The organism is Rothia sp. HSID18069, assembly GCF_003989155.1.
Classification (GTDB): domain Bacteria; phylum Actinomycetota; class Actinomycetes; order Actinomycetales; family Micrococcaceae; genus Rothia; species Rothia aeria.
On the sequence record NZ_RBMG01000001.1, the window covers coordinates 195,446 to 212,824 of the forward strand.

At 56.2% G+C, this 17,379-nt stretch carries 19 protein-coding genes; 18 read left to right on the plus strand and 1 reads right to left on the minus strand.

All coding sequences use genetic code 11. The features are described 5' to 3' along the window. Positions 1 to 87 precede the first annotated feature (87 nt). Entirely contained in the window at positions 88 to 3,549 is a 3,462-nt protein-coding gene (locus D8M41_RS00875) for a hypothetical protein (protein ID WP_126926237.1), read from the minus strand. Positions 3,550 to 4,204: 655 nt separating this feature from the next. Between D8M41_RS00875 and rpsJ the strand changes: the two genes are divergently transcribed. The 18 genes from rpsJ (at position 4,205) to rplF (ending at position 17,378) form a co-directional block, all read left to right on the plus strand. Further along, positions 4,205 to 4,513 carry a 30S ribosomal protein S10 gene (gene rpsJ, locus D8M41_RS00880; protein ID WP_004005287.1) on the plus strand — a complete coding sequence of 103 codons (309 nt, stop codon included), beginning with the start codon at positions 4,205 to 4,207 and terminating at the stop codon, positions 4,511 to 4,513. 14 nt (positions 4,514 to 4,527) lie between these two features. Beyond that, positions 4,528 to 5,184 carry a 50S ribosomal protein L3 gene (gene rplC / locus D8M41_RS00885; RefSeq protein WP_006887725.1) on the plus strand — a complete coding sequence of 219 codons (657 nt, stop codon included), beginning with the start codon at positions 4,528 to 4,530 and terminating at the stop codon, positions 5,182 to 5,184. A gap of 6 nt (positions 5,185 to 5,190) precedes the next feature. Beyond that, positions 5,191 to 5,808 (plus strand): 50S ribosomal protein L4, encoded by a 618-nt coding sequence (rplD, locus tag D8M41_RS00890; protein WP_006887721.1) that lies wholly within the window; start codon positions 5,191 to 5,193, stop codon positions 5,806 to 5,808. Further along, positions 5,808 to 6,113 (plus strand): 50S ribosomal protein L23, encoded by a 306-nt coding sequence (gene rplW, locus D8M41_RS00895; protein WP_006887768.1) that lies wholly within the window; start codon positions 5,808 to 5,810, stop codon positions 6,111 to 6,113. The genes rplD and rplW overlap by 1 nt, the downstream gene beginning before the upstream one ends. 42 nt (positions 6,114 to 6,155) lie before the next feature. Continuing rightward, positions 6,156 to 6,992, plus strand: a complete 837-nt coding sequence (gene rplB / locus D8M41_RS00900) for a 50S ribosomal protein L2 (RefSeq protein ID WP_006887702.1) — start codon at positions 6,156 to 6,158, stop codon at positions 6,990 to 6,992. Between the two features lie 12 nt (positions 6,993 to 7,004). Continuing rightward, positions 7,005 to 7,286: a 30S ribosomal protein S19 gene (rpsS, locus tag D8M41_RS00905; RefSeq protein ID WP_004005282.1), complete on the plus strand. Its 282-nt coding sequence runs from the start codon at positions 7,005 to 7,007 to the stop codon at positions 7,284 to 7,286. 60 nt (positions 7,287 to 7,346) lie between these two features. Continuing rightward, positions 7,347 to 7,712 carry a 50S ribosomal protein L22 gene (gene rplV / locus D8M41_RS00910; RefSeq protein ID WP_006887795.1) on the plus strand — a complete coding sequence of 122 codons (366 nt, stop codon included), beginning with the start codon at positions 7,347 to 7,349 and terminating at the stop codon, positions 7,710 to 7,712. Beyond that, on the plus strand, positions 7,713 to 8,510 hold the full coding sequence (gene rpsC / locus D8M41_RS00915) for a 30S ribosomal protein S3 (RefSeq protein ID WP_006887779.1): 798 nt from the start codon (positions 7,713 to 7,715) through the stop codon (positions 8,508 to 8,510). Beyond that, the gene (gene rplP / locus D8M41_RS00920; protein ID WP_006887759.1) at positions 8,511 to 8,927 is read left to right on the plus strand and encodes a 50S ribosomal protein L16; all 417 of its coding nucleotides are present in this window, start codon (positions 8,511 to 8,513) and stop codon (positions 8,925 to 8,927) included. A gap of 5 nt (positions 8,928 to 8,932) precedes the next feature. Continuing rightward, positions 8,933 to 9,172: a 50S ribosomal protein L29 gene (gene rpmC, locus D8M41_RS00925; RefSeq protein ID WP_006887703.1), complete on the plus strand. Its 240-nt coding sequence runs from the start codon at positions 8,933 to 8,935 to the stop codon at positions 9,170 to 9,172. Further along, a complete protein-coding gene (gene rpsQ, locus D8M41_RS00930; RefSeq protein ID WP_006887720.1) occupies positions 9,169 to 9,441 on the plus strand; it encodes a 30S ribosomal protein S17 in 273 nt (90 codons plus the stop codon). The genes rpmC and rpsQ overlap by 4 nt, the downstream gene beginning before the upstream one ends. Before the next feature lie 313 nt (positions 9,442 to 9,754). Then, complete coding sequence (locus D8M41_RS00935) at positions 9,755 to 12,931, plus strand: proline-rich domain-containing protein (RefSeq protein WP_126926238.1); 3,177 nt, start codon at positions 9,755 to 9,757, stop codon at positions 12,929 to 12,931. A gap of 149 nt (positions 12,932 to 13,080) precedes the next feature. Then, entirely contained in the window at positions 13,081 to 14,703 is a 1,623-nt protein-coding gene (locus D8M41_RS00940) for a YncE family protein (protein ID WP_126926239.1), read from the plus strand. Positions 14,704 to 15,075: 372 nt separating this feature from the next. After that, positions 15,076 to 15,447 (plus strand): 50S ribosomal protein L14, encoded by a 372-nt coding sequence (gene rplN / locus D8M41_RS00945; protein WP_006888745.1) that lies wholly within the window; start codon positions 15,076 to 15,078, stop codon positions 15,445 to 15,447. Positions 15,448 to 15,450: 3 nt separating this feature from the next. Next, the gene (gene rplX / locus D8M41_RS00950) at positions 15,451 to 15,786 is read left to right on the plus strand and encodes a 50S ribosomal protein L24 (protein ID WP_006888716.1); all 336 of its coding nucleotides are present in this window, start codon (positions 15,451 to 15,453) and stop codon (positions 15,784 to 15,786) included. Continuing rightward, positions 15,786 to 16,346, plus strand: coding sequence for a 50S ribosomal protein L5 (gene rplE, locus D8M41_RS00955; protein WP_126926240.1), 561 nt, complete (start codon positions 15,786 to 15,788; stop codon positions 16,344 to 16,346). The genes rplX and rplE overlap by 1 nt, the downstream gene beginning before the upstream one ends. Before the next feature lie 72 nt (positions 16,347 to 16,418). After that, positions 16,419 to 16,817, plus strand: coding sequence for a 30S ribosomal protein S8 (gene rpsH / locus D8M41_RS00960; protein WP_006888793.1), 399 nt, complete (start codon positions 16,419 to 16,421; stop codon positions 16,815 to 16,817). 24 nt (positions 16,818 to 16,841) lie between these two features. Beyond that, positions 16,842 to 17,378 carry a 50S ribosomal protein L6 gene (gene rplF / locus D8M41_RS00965; RefSeq protein WP_023134222.1) on the plus strand — a complete coding sequence of 179 codons (537 nt, stop codon included), beginning with the start codon at positions 16,842 to 16,844 and terminating at the stop codon, positions 17,376 to 17,378. The last annotated feature ends 1 nt before the right edge of the window (position 17,379 follow it).

The following is a 17,379-nucleotide window of genomic DNA, read 5'->3' on the forward strand; positions in this document are numbered from 1 at the left end:
ACAACACAATAAACGATGGGGGCCTGGAAGGAACAATTAGTGTTCCTTCCAGGCCCCCATTGTTACCGTCATGTTAGGGTGAGCGGGCTACTGTTGCGGGTACTGTTGCCCCTGCCATTGCTGACCCTGAGCGTAGTCGGGGGACAGCGGGGGCTGCTGTTGAGGGTAGTACTGCTGCGGTTCGCCCTGCGGGGCTCCCATACCCTGCACCGGGGCAGGCATGTGGTCCTGCGGGTTATAGGGTAGTGGGGCGCTTGGCTGCGGCATACCGTTGCGGTCAGCATCGGTGGGTGGGTTTTTCTTATCGCGGGTAAGCAAACGCCACACCACACCGGAAATCAGGATAATCGCGATGATCATCAGCATCAGCGGGTTCATGCTGTTCAGCAGCAGCGCCAGGTCTATGGTGACGATGACAGCCCCAATAATGACCCAGATACGGTCAACCAGCAGTGCCGCAAGAATGGTCATGAGCAGGCTGATGGTCATAATCACGGTGCCTTGGGCAATATCGTGTGGGGAAGCCCACGCAATGAAGGTGACCATTCCTTGAAGAGCAAATGTGGCGTACAGGCCAGCGACCGATGCGTCAATGCCTTCCCGAGCCGGACGGTTGGACATGACGTTGCGCAGTACCGGGGCGGTGCTGAGTGCTAGCAGGATAAGCGATATCAGTTCCAGGAAGCTAATGAAGAAGCTTCCGCTGTTAATCGTCAAGAGGAACCGGCCCACAAAAGCCACAACTGAGAGCAAGAACGCTATGTACGTTTTCTCCTTCGGCAAGACCGACGCGATAGAAAGCACCGCGAAGGCGCAAAGGAAAGCACTAATAGTTGTATTAGCTGATGCGAGGGAGAACATCCCGTAAAGAACCAGGGCGATAATGCCAGGAATAATAACCAGCAAATTCTGTACACCGCATGCACGGTTGGCGAACGAACCGTGTTGTGCTTTTCGATACGGATAGGGGCTGGTAAGCGGACCGTGCATCGGCAGCAGCACCACACGCGGCGGTGTGCTCGGAAGCTGTACCGAGATGCTGGGGCGTACATTTTGGGTACCCCCAATTTCAAGGGGCAGCAGTACCTTGCCAACGTACAGCAGCAGTGTGGTGAAGAGAGCGCTGAGGCCATAGACGGTGGGGAAATCCGCCACCCAGGTAAACGGTCCACCGGTATTGCTGTGCAGCGCAAAGAATGATGGTTTGAAAGTTACATCAGCTATGGACTGTAACGTGAGCACCAAAGCGGAGGCGGCTGCTAAGCGAAGGAACAGTACGTTAGTCCATTCTCCGATACCCCACATGAGCACTACAGCCAGCGGGCACAGGGTAGCAGCGAGCGGTTCGGAGCGGACCATGAATAGTCCGGCAATACCTGCTGGTACACAGGCGATATAGAAGAACACCTGGAAAGTCACCATCTCGCCGCGGCTGCCGCTGGTACGGTATAGCACGGCGCTGAGCACACCCAGCAGCAGGCAGAGCCCGGATAGCAGCAGCAGGAAGTCAGCAAAACGTGCCGTATCTGAGGCCCACAGTACTGGGGCTATCCAGCAGATGGGTCCGCGTGCCATATTGAGCAGGAAGGTACGGCTTGGGCTGCCTGCCGGGATCATGATGAACCCTAAGAATGCGATAGTGCCACCTAGTATGACCAGCATAATGATGGACAGCAGGTAGTAGGGCATAAGGACGGATGCTATGGCTGTTCCACTGAGGGCGATACCCAACGCCCAGCGGGCCCCCAGGTTAATGTTGGCTGAGGCGGTATCGACAGCCAGGCGGATCATCCAAATGCACAGTGCGGTGAGGGCGATAAGAGCCGCGCTGTAGAGCATCGCGGTGAGAATCTCGGTGGAACCTTCGGGGTAACGGAAGCTCAGCACCGAACGGAGAAACAGGAACGTGGCGGAGGTGATGGTATACACGAGCGCTTCAACAATACGGCTGTTGCTCTTAGCGCCCTGAGCGGAGTGCGCGAAGGAAAGGGTGATCACCCCGAAACCTGCCATGACAGCGGCCATGAGCAGGATAATGCCGCGCCCACTGAAATCACTGAACGTCACGTACGACAGGTGCATAATACCAAGGAACGCGCTCACCTTGGCGCCGATGGAGACCGCTAATGGCTCAACGCCCGGTGCACGCTTTAGCAGCAGGGCTATGGGAATGACCGCGAAGCACACATAGAACGCCCCATCAGAACGTGCCGTAGCCAGAGACAGAAGCAGAGCAACGCCATAAACCGTGTAGAGGATGACGTTTGCAGGCAGTATACGCTTGTAGGGGAGCATGCCCACAAGGAAGAATACGCTCAAAACCCAGAGCGCGGGTAGGAATCCGCCATTGTTCTGTGACTCGAAGAAGGGCAGTAGGCGCTCTAGGACGTTTCCCCCATCAATGGAGCGGTGAGGCAATATGGTGATGGTAGCTTCTAAGAGCGTGAAACCAGCAGCGGCGATGCTGAGGGCTGCATCAAGATGACCAACCACCTCTAGGCGGGGGGCACCATTCTGGTCGTAACCTTTGCGCTGCATAATAATCGGGTAGCACAGTAGGGCTGCTAGGGTGTTGCTGAGTAAAACAGCAAGGAATAAGAATGCGAACAGCAGCGGCAGATTGTGCAGCTCTATGCAGAAGTAGATGACGGCCAGCAGCGGGTAGATACGCAGCTGGATATAGTAGTCGAGTTTGTTGTCGAGGGTGAAAAACACGAGGGCGTACACACTCATAATGGCGAATACAACGCCCACCTCAAGAAAGCTCATATTCGAGACGAAGAAGAACACGACCGCTGCCGTGACGGGCACAAAAATACGGGAGGATTCTACGAGTCCTTCACGGAGCCCGGTAGGTACAAGCTTCGCGTTGAGCCGCAGAATAAGACCCAGGATGGTGGCGAGCACTGTCAGTAGCACGAAGTACCATACGAAGGGTAGTTCTGCGACTCGGGTGGCTGCTAAAGCATCCGAAATGAAGAAGGATACGAGCAGGTACGCCATAATACGGTTACGCATCATGGTGCAGGCCAGCACAATGGCTACAGTACCCACCAAAGAGGTGATGAGCCAGATCATGCGGCCGTTATCCCACACTCCCAGATGGTAGGTTGCTATACCGGTTAGTGGCAGAAGAGCTAAACCGGTGCCTGTGAAGGAGTAAGAAGCCAGACGCAGGCGTGCCACTGTTTTATAGATGATCAGGCCAGCGCCGTAGAAGAGGGCGCTGCCAAAACCGAGCGCTGCAACACGTAGACCGATGGTTTCTTCGGACGTGACGCTAGTGATAAACAGCGCTGCTGAGCCAATAAGCAGCAGTGACCCTAAGTAGAGCAGAACGTTCAGAAGCAGATCTTCTGTTTTCCTGCGGCTGTTAGAAGGGGCAGGAACTGGGGGATAGTAGCCGGGGTAAGGCTGTGGCGGTACCCCCTGAGGAACCTGCTGGGCGTACTGGGGTGAGCCATAGCTGGGGGGTGCCTCCTGCTGCGGTGCAGGCCGCCCCGGCTCGGGGGGAAGCTGAGGGGGGAACCCTTGATTAGGTTCTGACATCGTAGTCTCCTCGTGACGGTAACGGGTTTACTTCCACCTTAGTTGAACCGATACCCCGGGTCACTATGTTTTGGGCTGTAGCGGCCCAAAAGCTTACTGAGAAAAACTTTGAAGATTCCTGGGGGAATCAGAGGTGTAAAGAATTCATAACCTCTATTTAGTTATGCATAAATCACTAATATATCATTTTAGTGTTTTTAGAGATGTATTGTTTCTGCAGATTTCCTGAGTAAAATCCGACGGCCCAGTGTGAGGGGTGTTGGAGGATGCTTGGTGCCCAGGTGTCTGATGGGAGGGGCTGCTGTGCTTGTCGGGCTTACGGTAGGTACCGTTTAAGTGTTCTTCCACACTTAATGTATTCCCGCTTGCGCGGTACCTTCCTATTTGAGAGAATAGACGGCGTTGTAAAAGTGTCTGTTGCTCAAAACAGGCCCACGTATGACCCGATTCAAAGACACAAGGGATGAGTCTGTCTACGCACAGGCGACACGCCCGAGTTCGGGGGTCGGTGCCTGAGCGGGGTGAGGAACCCGGCATTGCCGGATTCAGTCCGTATCGGGAGGCGCACGTGATGAATATATCGCGTTCCTTAAGCGCCGCTATAAGGGGCACACGCCCCGATACAGGGAATACATCAAGAAAGAGAGTCCGACAGATGGCGGGACAGAAAATCCGCATCCGTCTGAAGTCCTATGATCACGAGGTCATTGATTCTTCGGCACGGAAAATCGTCGAAACGGTCAAGGGTGCAGGCGCAACTGTAGTTGGCCCCGTGCCGCTTCCGACCGAGAAGAACGTATACTGCGTTATCCGTTCTCCCCACAAGTACAAGGACAGCCGCGAGCACTTTGAGATGCGTACGCACAAGCGTCTGATCGACGTCGTTGATCCGACCCCTAAGGCTGTTGATGCCCTCATGCGTCTTGACCTGCCGGCAGACGTGAACATCGAGATCAAGCTGTAGAGGATCGCATCTAAATGACTAACAAATTCGAGCGCCAGGTGAAGGGCCTGCTGGGCACCAAGCTTGGCATGACCCAGGTCTGGGACGAGGACGGGAAGTTCGTGCCCGTTACCGTCGTCAAGGCTGATTCTAACGTTGTTACCCAGATCCGTAACCAGGAAACTGACGGCTACACCGCCGTGCAGATTGGTTTCGGTGCCATCGATTCTCGCAAGGTCACCAAGCCGCTGGCTGGTCACTTCGAGAAAGCCGGTGTTACCCCTCGTCGTCACCTCGTTGAGGTACGTACCGCAGATGCCGCAGAATACACCCCCGGTCAGGAACTGACTGTTGAGATGTTCGAGGTCGGCCAGAAGGTAGACGTCGTAGGCAAGACCAAGGGTAAGGGCTTTGCAGGTGTTATGAAGCGTCACGGCTTCAAGGGTGTTGGCGCATCGCACGGTCAGCACAAGAACCACCGTAAGCCCGGTTCCATTGGTGGTGCATCCTACCCCGCACGCGTGTTCAAGGGTATGCGCATGGCTGGCCGTATGGGCGCAGCACGCCACACCACTTTGAACCTGACTATCCAGGGTGTGGACGCTGAGAACAATGTGCTGCTGATCAAGGGTGCAATTCCCGGTCCTAAGGGCGGCGTTGTTCTAGTTCGTACCGCTGTGAAGGGAGCCTAGTACATCATGGCTGTCAAAACCCTTAAAGTAGACCTGCCCGCAGAGATTTTTGACGCGCAGGCATCCGTGCCCCTGCTGCACCAGGTTGTCGTTGCACAGCTTGCTGCCGCACGTCAGGGCACCCACAAGACCAAGAACCGTGGCGAGGTGTCCGGTGCAGGCCGGAAGCCTTTTAAGCAGAAGGGCACCGGTAACGCGCGTCAGGGCTCCATCCGCGCACCGCATATGACCGGTGGCGGTGTGGTGCACGGCCCCACCCCGCGTAACTACGCACAGCGCACCCCTAAGAAGATGATTGCTGCGGCACTGCGCGGCGCTCTTTCTGATCGCGCTCGTCACGGCCGTATCCACGTGGTAGAGACCCTCGTTGCAGGCGACACCCCCTCGACTAAGGCTGCTAAGGCGGCTTTGGCGTCCATCACCGAGCGTAAGAACGTGCTCGTAGTGATCGGCCGCGACGAGGATATTGCGGCCCTGTCCGCACGTAACCTGCAGAATGTACACGTGCTGTACGCTGACCAGCTCAACACCTACGATGTGCTGATTTCAGACGACGTGGTCTTCACCAAGGCAGCATACGATGCATTCGTAACTGCTAACCAGAAGAAGGAGGGCGCTAAGTAATGAGCGTTTCCACCAAGTCTGTGTACGACGTGATCATCGCCCCCGTCGTATCCGAAAAGAGCTACAGCCAGATCGACGAAGGTAAAGTTACCTTCGAGGTTGCCCCCAACTCCAACAAACTGGAGATTAAGCAGGCCATCGAGAAGATCTTTGGGGTTGAAGTAGCGTCCGTGAACACCATTAACCGCAAGGGTAAGCGCAAGCGCACCCGCTTCGGTTGGGGTTCTCGCAAAGACACCAAGCGTGCCATTGTGACCCTCAAGGACGGCCACCACATCGACATCTTCGGCGGTCCGCAGGCATAAGGCCAGCGGAGACCACTTTAACGAAGGAAGAAATATCTAACAATGGGTATTCGTAAGTACAATCCGACGACCCCGGGTCGCCGCGGTTCGAGCGTTGCTGATTTCACTGAAATCACCCGCTCCACCCCGGAAAAGTCCCTGGTTCGTCCGCTCCCCAAGAAGGGCGGCCGTAACAACACCGGTCGCATCACCGCTCGCCACAAGGGCGGTGGGCACAAGCGTCAGTACCGTCTGATCGACTTCCGTCGTCACGACAAAGACGGTGTGAATGCACGCGTTGCACACATCGAGTACGACCCGAACCGCACCGCACGCATCGCGCTTCTGCACTACTTCGATGGTTCCAAGCGTTACATTATCGCTCCGAACAAGCTCGCACAGGGCGACATCGTTGAATCCGGCCCCGCAGCCGATATTAAACCCGGCAATAACCTGCCGCTGCGCAACATCCCCGTAGGTACCGTGCTCCACTGCGTTGAGCTGCGTCCCGGCGGTGGTGCAAAGCTGGCACGTTCCGCTGGTGCCTCGGTTCAGCTGGTTGCTAAGGAAGGCAAGTACGGCCAGCTCCGTCTGCCCTCCGGCGAAATCCGCAACGTGGATGTTCGCTGCCGCGCAACCGTGGGCGAGGTCGGCAACGCCGAACAGTCCAACATTAACTGGGGTAAGGCTGGCCGTAACCGCTGGAAGGGCATCCGCCCGACCGTTCGTGGTGTGGTCATGAACCCGGTGGACCACCCGCACGGTGGTGGTGAAGGTAAAACCTCCGGTGGTCGTCACCCGGTTAACCCCAACGGTAAGCCTGAGGGCCGCACCCGCCGCCCCAACAAGGAAAGCGACAAGCTCATCGTTCGTCGCCGTCGTACTGGCAAGAAGCGCTAAGGAGCCTGACACATGCCTCGTAGTTTGAAGAAGGGCCCTTTCGTTGATCAGCACCTTTACCTGAAGGTCGCAGCTCAGAACGAGAAGGGCACCAAGAATGTTATTAAGACTTGGTCCCGCCGCTCGATGATTATTCCCGACATGCTCGGGCACACCATCGCAGTGTACGACGGACGCAAGCACGTGCCGGTGTTCATCACCGAGTCGATGGTTGGTCACAAGCTCGGCGAGTTTGCACCGACCCGCACTTTCCGCAGCCATGTGAAGGACGACCGTAAGGGCAAGCGTCGCTAATCGGGTTTTCCCGATCAGCTAACGTTTCCCTTTCGGCAATAGACGAAAGAGAGATAGGCAATGGAAGCCAAGGCATCAGCGCGCTACGTTCGCGTTACGCCTATGAAGGCCCGCCGTGTCGTCAACCTGATCCGTGGTAAGCAAGCGGAAGAGGCTCTGGCGATTCTGAAGTTCGCCCCGCAGGCAGCTTCGGAGCCGGTATACAAGATTGTTGCTTCGGCGATGGCTAACGCACGCCAGAAAGCAAACCAGGAAGGTGTGGCTTTCCGCGAAGAAGAGCTGTTTATCAGCGAAGTATACGCGGACGAGGGCCCGACCATGAAGCGCATTCAGCCCCGCGCTCAGGGTCGTGCATACCGCATCAACAAGCGCACCAGCCACATTACCGTGGTCGTTGCTACCCCCGAAAAGGAGGAGAACCGCTAAATGGGCCAGAAAATTCACCCGAACGGTTTCCGACTGGGCATCACCACCGAACACGTCTCTAAGTGGTTCGCTGATTCCAATAAGCCCGGCGAGCGTTACGCAGATTTTGTCCGTGAGGACGTAAAGATCCGCGAACTGCTGGCGAAGAACCTGGATCGCGCAGGCGTTGCAAAGGTTGAGATCGAGCGTACCCGTGACCGTGTACGTGTGGACATCCACACTGCTCGCCCCGGTATCGTGATCGGCCGCCGCGGTGCTGAAGCAGACCGTATCCGCGCTGAGCTTGAGAAGCTCACCGGTAAGCAGATTCAGCTGAACATTCTGGAGGTCGCTAACCCCGACCTGTCTGCTCAGCTGGTTGCACAGGGCATCGCGGAACAGCTCGCATCCCGTGTTGCTTTCCGCCGCGCCATGAAGAAGGCTATCCAGTCCGCACAGCGTGCAGGTGCAAAGGGTATTCGTATCCAGTGCTCCGGTCGTCTGGGCGGTGCTGAAATGTCCCGTTCCGAGTTCTACCGTGAAGGCCGTGTGCCCCTGCACACTCTTCGCGCGAATATCGACTACGGCTTCTTCGAGGCTAAGACCACCTTCGGCCGTATTGGCGTGAAGGTTTGGATCTACAAGGGCGATCTGACCGACAAGGAACTGGCAGCTCAGCAGGCAGCCAACAACCGACGCGGCAACCGCCGTGACGGTGACCGCCGCCGCTCCGGTGGCCGTGGCCCCCGTCGTGAGCGCCGCAACGAGAACGCTTCGGCAAACACCGAAGCCAAGACTGCAGAGAACGGTGAGGCATAAATGCTTATTCCCCGTCGAGTAAAGTACCGCAAGCAGCACCACCCCAAGCGTCATGGTCTGGCTAAGGGCGGCACCGAGGTTAGCTTCGGTGAGTGGGGCATTCAGGCCCTGAGCCCTGCGTACGTGACCAACCGCCAGATTGAGGCTGCCCGTATCGCAATGACCCGTCACATTAAGCGTGGCGGTAAGGTCTGGATTAACATTTATCCGGACCGCCCGCTGACAAAGAAACCTGCCGAAACTCGTATGGGTTCCGGTAAGGGTTCACCCGAGTGGTGGGTTGCCAATGTTAAGCCCGGTCGAGTCATGTTTGAACTCGATGGCGTGTCCGAAGAAGTGGCTCGTGAGGCAATGCGCCTGGCAATCCACAAGCTCCCGATGAAGGCACGTATTGTGCGTCGCGAAGGTGGTGAATAAGAGAGATGGCAGTTGGATCCAAGGATCTTAGCATCGACAAGCTCGCAGAGCTCTCCAATGAAGAGCTGGCTGAGAAGCTGAGCGAGTCGAAGAAGGAACTCTTCAACATCCGTTTCCAGGAAGTCACCGGTCAGGCTAACGCTGGTCGTCGCCGCACCATCAAGCGTGACATTGCACGTATCTACACCGTGCTTCGTGAGCGTGAGCTCGGTATTCGTCCCGCAACCGAAGGTGAGTCCAAGTGAGTGAAGTAAAGAACGAAGAGCGCGGCTACCGCAAGACCCGCCGCGGCTACGTCGTCTCCGACAAGATGGACAAGACCGTTGTCGTCGAGGTCGAGGACCGCGTGAAGCACGCACTCTACGGCAAAGTGATGCGCCGTAGCTCTAAGATCAAGGCACACGATGAGCAGAATGTCTGCGGCGTTGGTGACTATGTTCTGTTGGCAGAGACCCGTCCGCTATCCGCTACCAAGCGTTGGCGTGTCGTAGAGATTCTGGAAAAAGCTAAGTAAGCTTTTCTAGAACGAACGCTCTGTATGGCGTGTATGTAGAGGAAGGGCCCTTCCCCGTTTTCCCGGGGAAGGGCCCTTTGCTGTGGGTATTTGTTTGCGTACAAAAATAAAATTTGATGACGGAACGTAAGCAAGAAAATATAAATATCTGATTACAATTCCTGTCTAGTGGTTGATTCTTGGAAATGCAATCTCTAGTATCGAACTGTACTTGTCTACATCTCAGGTTTAAGTTAATTACTGTGTTAGTCAAGTAATCTTTGAGGTTTACGGACCCTAAAGGTCAATCGCCAAAGACATCGAGGATCAGAATATGACTTCTTCGTCCAAGAAAGTAACTTCCCGCAAGCTTTTGGCTTCGGCTGGCGCACTGTCAGTCGTAGCAGGTTCGCTGGGAACCATTCCCGCAGCATTTGCTAATGCACCCACTGAGCAGTTGGGGGGAGGCGCCCGTCAGGAGGCGCAGCAGCCCGCTCAGCAGCAACAGCAGCAGCCTGCCCAGCAGCAGGGCCAGGCTAACCAACAGCAGCAGCCCGCTCAGCAGCAACAGCAGCAGGGCCAGGCTGGCAACCAGCAGCAAGGCCAGGGCCAGGCTGAGCAGAGCAAGGATTTGGCTGGTCAGTACCAGTCGTCGCAGTCTGCATACTCTGCCAAGAACAACAAGGCTTGGAAGACTTACTCTTCCTATGATTCGTACCGCGCAGGGTGCGTCACCCGCGTGAACGCTGATACCCAGCAGGTTGAGGCAACTGTTCAGTTGCCCGGTGCTACCCAGGGTTCCAGCTCCTACAGCATTGCTATTGATGACGTGAACGGTACCGTCTGGGTTGTTAACACCGAGAAGAGCACGGTGACTGTTTACGACCAGAACACCATGAAGGAACTGTGGACTAGCAATGGCGCCGTTCAGGGTGCGCAGGGCCAGTCCAGCTTCCAGGCACGTGAGATTAAGATTGACCAGGACTCTGGCAAGGCATATATCTCAAGCTACGGCTATGTGACTGTTATTGACCTGCAGACTCGTGCAGTGGTGAAGACTATCGATCTGAAGACCTCCACCGGTCAGTTCGATATTGTCGGTAATATGTCTTTCTCTGGCGGTAAGCTCTTCGCTTATGGCCAGAACTCCGGTGCGTTGATTATTGTGAACACCGTCACCCTTCAGGTTGAGAGTGCTAGCCAGTCTTCTGGCGCAAGCCAGCAGCCTAACGGTGGTGCTTCCTCCACCCCCACGGTTAATAACAACCAGGGCGGCAACAACGCTGGTAATAATGCTGGTGGTAACCAGGCCGACCCCAACCAGGGCGGAAACCAGGCTAACCCCAACCAGGGTGGTAACCAGGCCGACCCCAATAAGGGCGGCAACAACGCTGGTAATAATGCTGGTGGTAACCAGGCCGACCCGAACAAGGGTGGTAACCAGGCCGACCCCAATAAGGGCGGCAACAACGCTGGTAATAATGCTGGTGGTAACCAGGCCGACCCGAACAAGGGCGGAAACCAGGCCGACCCGAACAAGGGTGGTAACCAGGCCGACCCGAACAAGGGCGGTAACCAGGCCGACCCGAACAAGGGTGGCAACCAGGCTAACCCCAACCAGGGTGGCAATAACGTAGTTGGTGAAGTAGATGTTCACACCTACGATGATGGTGCCAAGGTGTACATTCCTGAGCAGTGGCAGGTTGGTCAGCCGCTGAAGATCCGTGGTGAGGGTTTCAAGACTCAGGATGGTACTAGCGGTTCGGTGATCGCTGTTAAGCTCAATGGTGGTGCTCTGGCTCCTAAGGTGGACGCTACTTTTGAGGGTAAGAAGGGTAACAGCACCGGTGTGTGGTTGTACATCCAGGCAGATGCTAACGGTAACTTCACCGCTGAGATTCCTTTCCCGGGTGCAGATCAGGTGAAGGAGGGTGTTGCTGTACCGAACGTTGGTGATGAGGTCAGCGTTAACCTGCTGAGTGGCTCCATGAAGAAGGGTGATACCCCTCGTGGTGGTGAAGCTAACGATGTGACTATTGTTGCTGGTGGCGGTAATAATGCTGGTGGCAATGTAAACGCTGGCGGTAATAACGCTGGCGGCGGCGACAATGCTAAGGCTGGCGGTAACAACGCTAACGCTGGCGGCAATAACGCAGGCGGTGGCGACAACGCTAAGGCTGGTGCAAACCAGGGCGGCGGCAATAACGCTGGTGGCAATGTAAACGCTGGCGGTAACGCTAAGGCTGGCGGTAATAACGCTGGCGGCGGCGACAATGCTAAGGCTGGCGGTAATAACGCAGGCGGTGGCGACAACGCTAAGGCTGGTGCAAACCAGGGCGGCGGCAATAACGCTGGTGGCGGTAACAATGCTAACGCCGGTGGTAACGCCAATGCAGGCGGAAACGCTAACGCTGGTGGTAACGCCAATGCTGCTGATAATGCAAACGCAGGCGGTAATGCCAACGCAGGCGGTAATGCCAACGCAGGCGGTAATGCCAACGCAGGCGGTAATGCCAACGCAGGCGGTAATGCCAACGCTGGTGGCAACGCCAATGCTGGTGCAAACCAGGGTGGTAACCAGGCCGACCCGAACAAGGGCGGTAACCAGGCTAACCCCAACCAGGGCGGTAACCAGGCCGACCCGAACAAGGGTGGCAACCAGGCTAACCCCAACCAGGGTGGCAATAACGTAGTTGGTGAAGTAGATGTTCACACCTACGATGATGGTGCCAAGGTGTACATTCCTGAGCAGTGGCAGGTTGGTCAGCCGCTGAAGATCCGTGGTGAGGGTTTCAAGACTCAGGATGGTACTAGCGGTTCGGTGATCGCTGTTAAGCTCAATGGTGGTGCTCTGGCTCCTAAGGTGGACGCTACTTTTGAGGGTAAGAAGGGTAACAGCACCGGTGTGTGGTTGTACATCCAGGCAGATGCTAACGGTAACTTCACCGCTGAGATTCCTTTCCCGGGTGCAGATCAGGTGAAGGAGGGTGTTGCTGTACCGAACGTTGGTGATGAGGTCAGCGTTAACCTGCTGAGTGGCTCCATGAAGAAGGGTGATACCCCTCGTGGTGGTGAAGCTAACGATGTGACTATTGTTGCTGGTGGCGGTAATAATGCTGGTGGTAACAACGCTGGTGGCAACGCTAACGCGGGCGATAACGCCAATGCCAACGCAAACGCAGGCGGTAACGCTAATGCAAACGCTAACGCGGGCGCAGACGCCAACGCTAACGGCGCAGCCAAGGGCGACGCCAATGGTATTGCAGCCGCCAAGGATAACGATCACGATTCCACTCTAACCAGTGATTCCACGACCACCAGTGGCGGGTCTACTGGTACTACGAGCGGCGAGGCACGGGGCTCCGGCTCTGCAACCACTGCCGCTACCAAGTCCTCCTCACGGACGCTTGCTAACACTGGTGCCTCAGGGATGTGGGTAGCCCTGGGTGCTGGCACGGCTGCGCTCGTTGCAGGTTCGGTCATGGTGGCACGTCGCCGCACTTCAGCCTAAACGGATAAAGTCGGTTACACCGCTTTAGGCTAGTAAAACAGCGCATAGCGCGTCTATGATAGGGGCGGGTACTTCCTCAAGAGTAGGGAGTACCCGCCCATCACATTAAATATCCGCCTCCTATATTTTTGTGAGAAGAATCTTTCATTATGGCTCAGACTGTTACCGCTAACCTCCTTAAAGCGCAGGGTATTCCTGGGCAATACCAGCTAGCGCACAACCCCACAACACGGCAGCTGTTCGTGACCGGAACCTTTAACTATGCCCGCGCCCACGGAAGCACCACCTCAACCATTGCGCGCATTGACCCCGATACTTTGCGTATCGAAGCATTCGCGCAGCTGCCCGTGACCTCCGATAACCGAGACCTGGTGAAAGGGCAATACCAGCTGCAGGGTGCTTTTGGGCTAGCACTCGATAACGAACGCGGAACTTTGTGGGTTGGCAGCGCAAGCACCGGGTCCGTCACAGTGTATAACCAAGATGACCTGTCCCTGGTATGGGATAGTTTGGCGGTGGGGGAGCAGATATGGCAGCTGCGCGAATTATTTATTGATACGCCCGGAAACCGCGCCTATATCACCACTTCAGGAGGGTACTGCACTGTAGACCTCGACACTTTTGAGGTGAACTACCACTACCTCACTACGCAGAGCGGCGGCTCCGAAGCGATGCTTCTGGGGCCTATTGCCTTAGATGAAAAACGTGAACTGTACATTCCCGACATTATGAATAACCAGATTTTAGTGGTAGATCTCAATACCGCGGAACATATACGAACTTATGATGTGCCTGCCGCCGATTACAAGACCCTACCTGCTGTGGTGCACGGTGTTGAAGTCAGCGGTGCGCGCGGTGAGCTCTATGTTTCCACTCAGGGTGTGCAGGGCCGTAACTCCGGTGTTCATATTCTCAGCCTTGAAGGGGAACCTTTAGATTTTATCCCGTACGGCAAAATGCCAACCAATATCCTCTATGACGCTGCCAAAGCTCTACTGTATGTGACTGATTTCGGTGCGCCCCGTTCGCCTGAGCCTATTGGTGGAACTGTTGGCATTATTGACGTTGCCAGCCGAAAAGTGTTGGGGGAGATCCGCGTGAGTGAGACGAAAACCAATCACCAGGTGTTGCTTCCTGATGGGGCGGTGCTTGTCTCCGATAAGGCGGGGGAGCACAAGCAGGTGCGGGTGCCGTTCCATATTGATCCGTTCACGGGTAAATTTACTGCGGCGGATACTGAAGAGCGCACCGGTGAAAAGCCGCGCACTATTGACGCGGATTCTATAACGCGTGTGCAGGTGCAGGTGCACGGTGAGCCGGATGCCACGGTTTTTCCTGTATTCTCCCCATCGCTGCGGGTTCTTGTTGAAGATGATGGTGCTGATGTTGAGATACTTGCAGAGCTGCCTGAAGGGTACCCGATTCAGATAACGGGTTCGGGATGGTTAAAAGAGCATCCCGGATACGGCCCATGCGTTGGGTCCGAGGTGATTATCGAAGGGGATGGGGTAGAGCTGGCGCGTGTTCAGGTTCAGGCGGCGCATTTTGGGGCGTTGTTGACCGCCTCCGTAGAATTCCCCGCCGAGTGGAAGGCCGGGCAAGAGCATGTTATTACTGTCCGCTCTGGGGAAGCAGAGGGCGATATTGCGCGCTCCTTGGGAATCCCGGTGCGTATTGTAGAGGCAGAACGCCACATGCCTGCACCAGCGGTAGCCACCGTGGATACATCTGTGCAGCACACTGATTTTGCAGGATACCCCAAATTTCCCTAGCCCCGTAGGATGAGTATCCGGACGGGACAGCTAGGGCGGGTAGGCGTGTCTCAAATGTGGCGCGCATCCTACCTGCGGCATTTTCTTTGTTTTACCGCTAAATCTCCGGTATATTTTTAAGAATGCGTGCGCGCATACAGATTCGCGCGCGCAACCACGGGTTTCTCGTGCCAAAGCATAATGCCGCTACGCGGGTGGATTACGCCCGCTTCACGCGGGTCCAGATGCTGTTGGCATGGGCTACCCCAGGCGTTTCCGCTAACCCTCACTGCACAGTGTTGGGCCCGGGGCGTCACCCAATCCCGTAAAAATGTTCCGCAAGGCTGGCTCGCGCTTACTGCGTGTCGGAACCGGCGAGACGACAGGAGAAATATGATTCAGCAGGAGTCGCGACTGAAGGTCGCCGACAACACCGGTGCGAAGGAAATCCTGACCATCCGTGTGCTCGGCGGTTCTTCGCGTCGCTACGCAGGCATTGGCGACGTTATTGTCGCAACCGTCAAGGATGCTATCCCCGGCGGTACCGTAAAGAAGGGCGACGTGGTGAAAGCCGTAGTCGTCCGCACCAAGAAGGAAACCCGTCGAGCAGACGGCTCCTACATTAAGTTCGACGAGAACTCCGCAGTGATCCTGAAGAACACCGATGGTGATCCTCGCGGTACCCGTATCTTCGGCCCCGTGGGCCGTGAACTTCGCGATAAGAAGTTCATGAAGATCGTTTCGCTTGCTCCGGAGGTGCTCTAACTCATGGCTAAGATCAAGTCCGGCGACCTGGTTCAGGTTATTTCCGGTGCAGACAAGGGCAAACAGGGTAAGGTTCTGAAGGTTATCCCTAAGGAAAACCGCGTGATTGTTGAGGGCGTTAAGGTCGTCACCAAGCACACCAAAGCCAACCCCGTAACCGGCGCTGCTGGCGGCATTCAGAAGGTTGAGGCACCGATTCACGTCTCGAACGTTGCGATCGTTGACCCCGAAACCAAGAAGCCGACCCGTGTTGGTTTCCGTGAAGAGACTGTAGAGCGTAACGGCAAGACCCGCACCGTTCGTGTGCGCTACGCCAAGAGCTCGGGTAAGGACATCTAATGAGCGAAACCAAGATCACCCCCCGCTTCAAAACCAAGTACGCTGAGGTCGTCGTTCCCGCTCTGCAGGAAGAGTTCAAGTACGAGAACGTCATGCAGATCCCGAAGGTCGTTAAGGTTGTTGTGAACATGGGTGTTGGCGAGGCAGCTCGCGACGCAAAGCTCATGGACGGCGCTATCCGCGACCTCACCGCCATCACCGGTCAGAAGCCGATTGTTACCCGCGCGAAGAAGTCCATCGCACAGTTCAAGCTGCGTGAAGGAATGCCCATTGGTGCGCACGTCACCCTGCGTGGCGACCGCATGTGGGAATTCCTGGACCGCCTCGTCAGCCTGGCCCTGCCCCGTATCCGCGACTTCCGCGGACTTTCGGACCGCCAGTTCGACGGTAACGGTAACTACACCTTCGGTCTGACCGAGCAGTCCATGTTCCACGAAATCGATCAGGATTCGATCGACCGCGTGCGTGGTATGGACATTACCGTGGTGACCAGCGCCAAGACCGATGATGAAGGCCGTGCCATTCTGAAGGCACTGGGCTTCCCGTTCAAGACCAACTAACGACTACGTTGTAGGTCCCACCCGCACAACAGGCGGCGGGGGAAACCACAACGAGGAAGGGCAAGAGCCCACATGACTATGACTGATCCGGTCGCAGATATGCTGACCCGTTTGCGCAACGCAAACTCGGCATACCACGACACCGTATCTATGCCCTACTCCAAGCTGAAGGCTCGTATCGCCGAGATCCTGAAGGCTGAGGGTTACATTGCTGACGTTAAGGAAGAGGAAGCCAAGGTTGGTAAGACCCTGACCCTCGTCCTCAAGTACGGTCCGTCCCGTGAGCGTTCTATCGCTGGCGTGCGCCGTATTTCCAAGCCGGGTCTGCGCACCTACGCAAAGTCCACGAACCTGCCGAAGGTTCTGGGCGGCCTCGGTACCGCAATCCTGTCCACCTCCTCGGGTCTGCTCACTGACAAGCAGGCTGCGAAGAAGGGCGTGGGCGGCGAAGTCATCGCTTACATCTGGTAGTCGGTTAGAGAAAGGAAGAGAATAATGTCACGTATTGGACGTCTCCCCATCTCGATTCCGGCTGGCGTTGAGGTGAAAGTTGATGGCAACCTGGTGACCGTTAAGGGCCCCAAGGGCGAGCTGAGCCACACTGTGGCCGCCCCCATTACTGTAGCCCTGAACGAGAACGAAATTACCGTTTCCCGCCCCAATGATGAGCGTCTGTCGCGTTCACTGCACGGTTTGACCCGCACCCTGATCCAGAACCTGATCATTGGCGTGACTCAGGGCTACGAGAAGAAGCTCGAGATCGTTGGCACCGGTTACCGTGTGACCGCCAAGGGTAAAGACCTTGAGTTCGCTCTCGGTTACTCCCACTCGATCAGCATTGAGGCCCCCGAAGGTATCTCCTTCACCGTGGAGGGCCCCAACAAGCTGACCGTGTCGGGTATCGACAAGCAGCAGGTTGGTCAGGTTGCAGCAAACATTCGTGGTCTGCGTAAGCCCGACCCCTACAAGGGCAAGGGTGTTCGCTACGCAGGTGAGCACATCCGCCGCAAGGTCGGGAAGGCTGGTAAGTAAA